The organism is Mycobacterium sp. E136, from assembly GCF_001666865.1.
Taxonomy (GTDB): domain Bacteria; phylum Actinomycetota; class Actinomycetes; order Mycobacteriales; family Mycobacteriaceae; genus Mycobacterium.
Map to the genome: position 1 here is coordinate 1 of NZ_LZJE01000178.1, position 6,924 is coordinate 6,924.

7 protein-coding genes and 1 pseudogene are annotated in these 6,924 nt (G+C 68.2%); 3 read left to right on the forward strand and 5 right to left on the reverse strand.

The window, feature by feature from the left end; translation table 11 throughout:
• Positions 1 to 466: amino acid kinase family protein (locus tag A5698_RS11925; protein ID WP_197506750.1), on the reverse strand; the 466-nt coding region annotated here is incomplete at its 3' end.
• Between the two features lie 87 nt (positions 467 to 553).
• Positions 554 to 1,231, reverse strand: a complete 678-nt coding sequence (locus A5698_RS11930; RefSeq protein WP_068296808.1) for a class I SAM-dependent methyltransferase — start codon at positions 1,229 to 1,231, stop codon at positions 554 to 556.
• 45 nt (positions 1,232 to 1,276) lie between these two features.
• Between A5698_RS11930 and A5698_RS11935 the strand changes: the two genes are divergently transcribed.
• Together A5698_RS11935 and A5698_RS11940 are read left to right on the forward strand one after the other, a co-directional pair.
• The gene (locus A5698_RS11935; protein ID WP_068296811.1) at positions 1,277 to 1,702 is read left to right on the forward strand and encodes a MarR family winged helix-turn-helix transcriptional regulator; all 426 of its coding nucleotides are present in this window, start codon (positions 1,277 to 1,279) and stop codon (positions 1,700 to 1,702) included.
• Positions 1,703 to 1,722: 20 nt separating this feature from the next.
• Positions 1,723 to 2,844 carry a glycerate kinase gene (locus A5698_RS11940; RefSeq protein ID WP_068296815.1) on the forward strand — a complete coding sequence of 374 codons (1,122 nt, stop codon included), beginning with the start codon at positions 1,723 to 1,725 and terminating at the stop codon, positions 2,842 to 2,844.
• Here the strand turns inward: A5698_RS11940 and A5698_RS11945 are convergent.
• The 3 genes from A5698_RS11945 to rpsB form a co-directional block, all read right to left on the reverse strand.
• Positions 2,841 to 4,250 (reverse strand): amidase, encoded by a 1,410-nt coding sequence (locus tag A5698_RS11945; protein ID WP_068296818.1) that lies wholly within the window; start codon positions 4,248 to 4,250, stop codon positions 2,841 to 2,843. The genes A5698_RS11940 and A5698_RS11945 overlap by 4 nt on opposite strands.
• Positions 4,251 to 4,370: 120 nt before the next feature.
• Positions 4,371 to 5,186: a translation elongation factor Ts gene (gene tsf, locus A5698_RS11950; RefSeq protein WP_068296823.1), complete on the reverse strand. Its 816-nt coding sequence runs from the start codon at positions 5,184 to 5,186 to the stop codon at positions 4,371 to 4,373.
• A gap of 1 nt (position 5,187) precedes the next feature.
• Positions 5,188 to 6,048, reverse strand: a complete 861-nt coding sequence (rpsB, locus tag A5698_RS11955; protein WP_067084664.1) for a 30S ribosomal protein S2 — start codon at positions 6,046 to 6,048, stop codon at positions 5,188 to 5,190.
• A 293-nt stretch (positions 6,049 to 6,341) separates the two neighbouring features.
• On the opposite strand from rpsB, the pseudogene A5698_RS11960 reads away from it, so the two are divergent.
• Positions 6,342 to 6,833: pseudogene (locus A5698_RS11960) on the forward strand (murein hydrolase activator EnvC family protein); the annotation flags it as partial.
• Positions 6,834 to 6,924 lie beyond the last annotated feature (91 nt).

The window sequence follows — 6,924 nt, forward strand, 5'->3', positions numbered from 1 at the left end:
CTGCCCCGAAGATCACGACGCGGCCCTTCTCGAGGTGCCGCACGGCCCGTAGCGGGATGTACGGCTCGGCGACCTGGCCCATGGTGATGGCGGTCTGCACCCGCGTCGCGATGCCTTCCTTCTCCAGGAAGTCCTGCAGCGCCAGGCTGTTCATCACGGTTCCGAGCATGCCCATGTAGTCGCTGCGGGTGCGCTCCATACCGCGCTGCTGCAACTGCGCGCCGCGGAAGAAGTTGCCCCCGCCGATGACCACGGCGACCTGCACGCCGCTGCGGACGACTTCGGCGATCTGGCGCGCGACGAGGTGTACGACGTCCGGGTCGAGGCCCACTTCCCCACCGCCGAACATCTCACCGCCCAGCTTGAGCAGCACCCTGCTGTACATGGGACGGATGGATCCTGACGCGGCGCCGTTGGGACTGGTCGAGTCCGGAGCCGCCTGACCGGCGACATTGGGGTCCGCCATCCGACTCCTTACGGGTCTTCGCTGAGATCCCCCTCATCCTGCCTCATGGACGGCGCCGCGGCGGCGAGTGGGTCGCGACTCGCCGAATCAGTCGGGAAGGTGCGCGCTCAACAGCCACGCGGGCACCGATCGGCGGCCTTTCGGCTCGTCCCGGATGTCGAGCGCCGGGAAGAACTCCTCGAAGCCCTCCGGGAAGACGCCGTGGATGCGCGCCGGCCTGATCTCGTCGATGGTCCAGTACTTGGAGACGACGTCGCGCAACTCGTCCTCGGTGACAGGGTTGGCCGGCCCGTTGGGCATCCCCGCCCTGTCGAACACCAGCACGAAGTACGACGCACCGGGGGCGGCGGCCCGCACGATCGAGCGCTGGTATCCCTCGCGCAGTTCGACGGGCATGGAGTGGAACAACGTCGAGTCGACGATGGTCCCGAACCGGCCGTCGTAGCCCCCGAAGTCGCTGATGTCGGCGACCTCGAAGGTGGCGTTGGTCAGTCCGCGCTTGGCAGCCTCCTGTTTGGCCAGTTCGATCGCGGTCGGCGACTGATCGAGGCCGACCGTGGTGACGCCCCGCTCCGCGAGGTGGATCGCGATCGCGGCTTCGCCACAGCCGGCGTCGAGCACATCGCCGTGGAACTTGCCCTGCTCGATGAGGGCGGCGAGCTCCGGCTGCGGTTCACCGATGCTCCACGGCGGCTTCGCGCCGCTCATTTCGGGCATCTCGCCCTTGTACGCGTTGTCGAACAGTTCACTCGTCGGTTCGGTCATAGGACTTTGATATCAACGTGGTTGATATATGTCAATATAGTTGACATGAATGGGCCACTCGAGGATCAGCCGCTGGGCTTTCTGCTGTCCCGGGTGGCCAAGGCGCTGCGTGCCGAGGTCACGTCGACGGTCCTCGAACCCCTCGGCGTCGCGTTCCCCCAGTACCTGTGCATGCGGATCCTGTCGCAGCACGATGGGCGGTCGAACGCCGAACTGGCCCGCGACTTCAACGTTTCGCCGCAGGCGATGAACATGGTGCTGCGCGGCCTTGAGGACCGCGGGCTGGTGTCACGGCCCGAGAGCGTGTCGTCGGGCCGCTCGCTGCCTGCGCAGCTCACCCGCGAGGGCCGGGAGTTGTTGAAGCGCACCGATTCCGGCGTCCGAGCGGCCGAGCGGAAGTTGATGGCGAATTTGACGCAGCGCCAACAGCGGGATTTCAAGCAGATCCTCGCGGCGCTCGGAACGGACTGAGTTCTGCGAGACTACGGGCCATGAAGATGGTCCTGGCACCCGACTCCTTCAAGGAATCCATGACCGCGTCCGAAGCGGTCGCCGCGATGAGGGCCGGCGTCGCGGCGGTGCTGCCCGGCGCCGACATCGTCGGCGTTCCGATGGCCGACGGCGGCGAAGGCACCGTCGACGCGGTCGTCGACGCGTTGCACGGTGAGCACGTGGAGGTACAGGTCTGCGACGCGCTGGGCCGCACCGTCACCGCCCGGTATGGCTATGTGCCCCTGCGCCAATTGGCGGTGATCGAGATGGCGGCCGCGGCGGGGCTGGAGATCATCGCACCTGAGGAACGAAACATCCTCTCGGCGAGCACATTCGGAGTGGGTCAACTGATCCGCGCGGCGCTCGACCGAGGGGCCGAGGATTTCCTGATCGGCGTGGGCGGATCGGCCACCAACGACGGCGGAACGGGCATGCTCACGGCACTTGGCGCGGGGTTCCTTGACGCCGACGGCAAGCCGTTGGCGCCCGGCGGCGGGGATCTCGAGCGCCTCGAATGCATCGATCTGACCGGCCTGGACCCGCGCCTTCGGGAGGTGCGGATCCGGGTGGCCTCCGACGTCACCGCGCCGCTCTTGGGGCCCAGCGGTGCCAGCGCGGTGTTCGGCCCGCAGAAAGGGGCCGGGCCCGACGACGTGACGCGACTCGAGGCGGGTCTGGCCCGGCTGGCCACCGTCGCGTCCGCAACGCTCGGTGGCACCCAACCACAGCGCTCCGGCGCGGGCGCAGCGGGCGGCGTGGGATTCGCGCTCGTCGAATTCCTCGGTGCGGTAAGCAGATCCGGCGTGGAGGAGGTGGCAGAGACCGTCGGCCTGGAGCGGGCGCTGCACGGCGCCGACTGGGTGTTCACCGGCGAGGGCAGCGTCGACGCTCAGACCGTCATGGGCAAAACCCCGTACGGCGTCGCGCGGGCGGCGGTGCGCGCCGGGGCCCGCGTGGTCATCTTCGCCGGCCGGGTTGCTCCCGATGCCGCGGTGCTGCTCGACCACGGCGTCGAGCGGCTCGTCGCGATCACCGCCGACGGCACGCCGACCGAGCAGGCTCTCCTCCAGGGCGCCCAGTCGCTCACCCGCGCCACCGCCGAGGTCTGCCGCTCCCTCTAGCGCGGGGCCTGAATGCGCTTGAACGGCCGCGCTTCTTCGAGTTCGCAGGCCAACTCGAGCAACCGGCGTTCATGGCCCACGGGTGCGGCGAACATCATGCCGACCGGAAGCCCGGAGGCGGATTCGGCGAGTGGCAGCGAGATCGCGGGCTCCCCCGTGGCGTTTTGCAGCGGGGTAAATGCCACCCACTCGATGAGCCGGTCGATGATCGTCTGGTAGTCCTGCGTCGGGTCGAGATGTCCGATCCGGGGCGTGACGTCGGCGAGCGTCGGAGTGAGCACGACGTCATGCTCCTCTGTGATGCGTGCGGTGATCCGGCCGGTCCGCGACAACCGCGCGATTGCCGTCGGCACGTGGTGCAGATTTCGCGAAGCGTGACGATCGAGGCCAAGAGTGAGATTGTCGAGCCGCCGGCGCTCAAAATTCGGGCCCAACTTGCGGCCCCTACGCACCAGCGCGAATGCCAGGAACGACCAGTAAAGCAGGAAGTCATCCATGAAGCGCGACGGCACGGGATTGTCGATCACCGTGACCCGGTGCCCCAGTTCCTCGAGGAGCGCGGCGGTTTTTCGCGTCAGCTCACGCACCTCCGGGCTCGCCTCGCGCGAGATCGACTGCGTGCACACCGCGATTCGCAGCCGTTGGGGCCCGGGTCGCGCGACATCGCCGATCGCGGGCAACCGCGGATTGCGGTACACACGCTCGATCTCGCGGTAGAACGCCGCGGTGTCGCGCACCGACCGAGTCACGGCGCCGTTGGCGACGATGCGAAGCGGCATCTGCCGCAGCTTCCTGTCCAGCGGCAGCCGGCCGCGCGACGGCTTGAGACCCACTAAACCGTTACAGGAGGCGGGAATTCGGATCGACCCGCCGCCGTCGTTGGCGTGCGCGATCGGCACAACCCCGGCGGCGACGAACGCCGCGGAACCCGACGACGATGCACCCGCGGTGTGCTCGGGGTTCCAGGGATTGCGTACGGGGCCGATACGGGGATGCTCTGCCGAGGCGCTGAAGCCGAATTCCGACATCTGAGTCTTGCCGATCGGGGCCAGCCCGGTCGCCAGGAACGAGCGCGCGAAGTCGCCGTGTCCCCGCTCCGGGTGCGGGTCCCACGCGTCCGTGCCGTTCATGGTCGGCATCCCAGCGACCGCCACGTTGTCTTTCAAGAACGACGGCACTCCGTTGAAGTAGCCGCCGTAGGGATGCGGGTCGGCGGCGCGGGTGCGCGCCTGGTCGAACGCCTCGTACGCCAATCCGTTCAGCGACGGGTTGACCGCCTCCGTGCGGGCGATCGCGGCCTCGATCAGTTCCGCTCGCGACACCGCGCCCGACTGCAGCGCCTCCACCAGGGCGACGGCGTCGAGATCGCCGAGGGCATCGTCACCGACGGCACTAATGCAACCCATGAGGCGACGGTACCAGGCCGTACCGCGTCGTGGGTCCACCCTCCACATGCGCGAGCGCTCACCGTCGTACAGGTTTCGGCCTTTTGGCCGTACAACGATGAGCGCTCGCGGTGGAGATTTCTAGGCTTGGCCGACCTCGAAGCGAACGAAGCGGGTCACGGTCACGCCCGCCTCGTCGAGCAGGGCCTTGACGGTCTTCTTGTTGTCGGACACCGACGGCTGGTCGAGCAGCACGACGTCCTTGTAGAAGCCGGTCACGCGGCCTTCGACGATCTTGGGCAGCGCCTGCTCGGGCTTGCCCTCGGTGCGGGCTGTCTCCTCGGCGATGCGACGCTCGTTGGCGACGACGTCCTCGGGCACGTCCTCCCGGGTGAGGTACTTGGCCTTGAGCGCGGCGATCTGCAGCGCGACCGCGTGAGCCGCTTCCTTGCTGTCGCCCTTGTACTCCACCAGCACACCCACGGCCGGCGGCAGGTCCGCGGCACGCTTGTGCAGGTAGGTCTCGACGGTGCCGTCGAAGTACGCGACGCGGCGCAGCTCGAGCTTCTCGCCGATCTTGGCGGACAGGTCCGCGATCACCTGCTCGACGGTCGTGTCGCCCACCTTGGCGGCCTTCAGCGCGTCGACGTCGGTGGCCTTCGCGGCCGCGGCGGCGGCGACGATCTGGTCGGCGACGGCCTGGAACTCCGCGTTCTTGGCGACGAAATCGGTCTCGGAGTTCAGCTCGACCAGTGCGCCGTCCTTGGCGGCCACCAGGCCCTCGGCGGTCGCGCGCTCGGCGCGCTTGCCGACGTCCTTGGCGCCCTTGATGCGCAGCAGCTCGACGGCCTTGTCGAAATCGCCGTCGGCCTCGACCAACGCGTTCTTGCTGTCGAGCATGCCGGCGCCGGTCAGCTCCCGCAGTCGCTTGACGTCGGCGGCGGTGTAGTTGGCCATATCAGCTCTCCGTGGTTTTCGGTTCGGTCTGGACGTCCGCCTCGGGGGTGCCGGGTGCGGCACCTGCGGCGGTCGGGGATGCGGTGGCGGTCGCGCCGGCCAGCAGCTCCTGCTCCCACTCGGCGAGCGGCTCTGCGGCCTCCGCGTCGGGCTTGTCGCCGTCGCGCCCCACACCCGCGCGCGCCTGCAGGCCCTCGGCGACCGCGGCGGCGATCACCTTGGTCAGCAGCGCGGCCGAACGGATCGCGTCGTCGTTGCCCGGGATCGGGTAGTCGACGAGGTCGGGATCGCAGTTGGTGTCGAGGATCGCGATGACGGGGATGCCGAGCTTGCGCGCCTCGCCGACGGCGATGTGCTCCTTGTTGGTGTCGACGACCCACACGGCCGATGGCACCTTGGCCATGTCGCGGATACCGCCGAGCGAGCGCTCGAGCTTGTTCTTCTCGCGGGTCAGCATCAGGATTTCCTTCTTGGTGCGACCCTCGAACCCGCCGGTCTGCTCCATCGTCTCGAGTTCCTTGAGACGCTGCAGCCGCTTGTGCACGGTCGAGAAGTTGGTGAGCATGCCGCCCAGCCAGCGCTGGTTCACATAGGGCATTCCGACGCGGGTGGCCTCTTCGGCGATCGACTCCTGCGCCTGCTTCTTGGTGCCGACGAACATGATCGTCCCACCGTGGGCGACGGTTTCCTTGACGAACTCGTACGCCTTGTCGATGTAGGTCAGCGTCTGCTGCAGATCGATGATGTAAATGCCGTTGCGGTCGGTGAAGATGAACCGCTTCATCTTGGGATTCCAGCGACGGGTCTGATGCCCGAAATGGGTGCCGCTGTCGAGCAGCTGCTTCATGGTTACAACAGCCATGAGTCCATGGTCCTTTTCGTCGGTTAATGCCGGCGTCGGGTGACGCCGAGCCCTGGTGACTGCTCGGAAGCCAGAACCCGTCCGGAGGACGGGACCGACGGCATCCGGGATACGACCTAGTGGAACGGGTCGTGCGCAGACACGCGAAGTCAGCCCGCGCAAGCGAGCTGCGGTTAGCAGTTTACACCCTGCACAGGGGTGCTTTTTCCACGTCGATCCCGTGCCGGGTCGGTTGTCCACAGATTCTCGTCGCGGTCTGGCGCCGACCGGGCATAGTGCGCTGAGCTGGGGTTATGCGCTGGGTCGTGCTCTTTGCCGCCGTCGCGGTGTCCGGGCTGGTGTGGGCGGCGCCCGTCGCCGCGCAGGACGGCCGGCTGGCCTGGCCGCTGCGACCGCGCCCCGAGGTGACGCGCGGCTTCGACGCCCCCACCCCTAACTGGCAGAGCGGGCATCGCGGGGTGGACCTGGCGGGAACGCCCGGTCAGCGCGTGCTGGCTGCGGCCGAGGGCACCGTGGTGTTCGCAGGAGAGCTGGCCGGGCGATCGGTCGTCTCGATCGCTCATCCCGGCGGGTTGCGGACCACCTACGAACCGGTCCGGGCGACGGTGGGGCGCGGACAGCGCGTCGACGCGGAGTCGGCGATCGGCGTGCTGGAGGCCGGACACCCCGGCTGCCCGCGATCGGCGTGCCTGCACTGGGGCGCGATGTTGGGTCCCGCCTCGCGGGCCGATTACGTCGATCCCCTGGGCCTGGTGGTCACCACGCCGATCCGCCTCAAACCGATCGCATTCCCTTTCCCCGCGAGCGTGCATTGCTCCTATGTCAAGCGGCGATGCGATGGTCGGTATTTCCGGCGTTGCGGTGGGTGTGTTCGTC

Bases quoted from the DNA above. Each gene is read 5' to 3' on its own strand.
- A5698_RS11930 (WP_068296808.1), bottom strand. From the start codon at position 1,231: ATGACCGAACCGACGAGTGAACTGTTCGACAACGCGTACAAGGGCGAG.
- A5698_RS11935 (WP_068296811.1), top strand. From the start codon at position 1,277: ATGAATGGGCCACTCGAGGATCAGCCGCTGGGCTTTCTGCTGTCCCGG.
- A5698_RS11940 (WP_068296815.1), top strand. From the start codon at position 1,723: ATGAAGATGGTCCTGGCACCCGACTCCTTCAAGGAATCCATGACCGCG.
- A5698_RS11945 (WP_068296818.1), bottom strand. From the start codon at position 4,250: ATGGGTTGCATTAGTGCCGTCGGTGACGATGCCCTCGGCGATCTCGAC.
- tsf (WP_068296823.1), bottom strand. From the start codon at position 5,186: ATGGCCAACTACACCGCCGCCGACGTCAAGCGACTGCGGGAGCTGACC.
- rpsB (WP_067084664.1), bottom strand. From the start codon at position 6,048: ATGGCTGTTGTAACCATGAAGCAGCTGCTCGACAGCGGCACCCATTTC.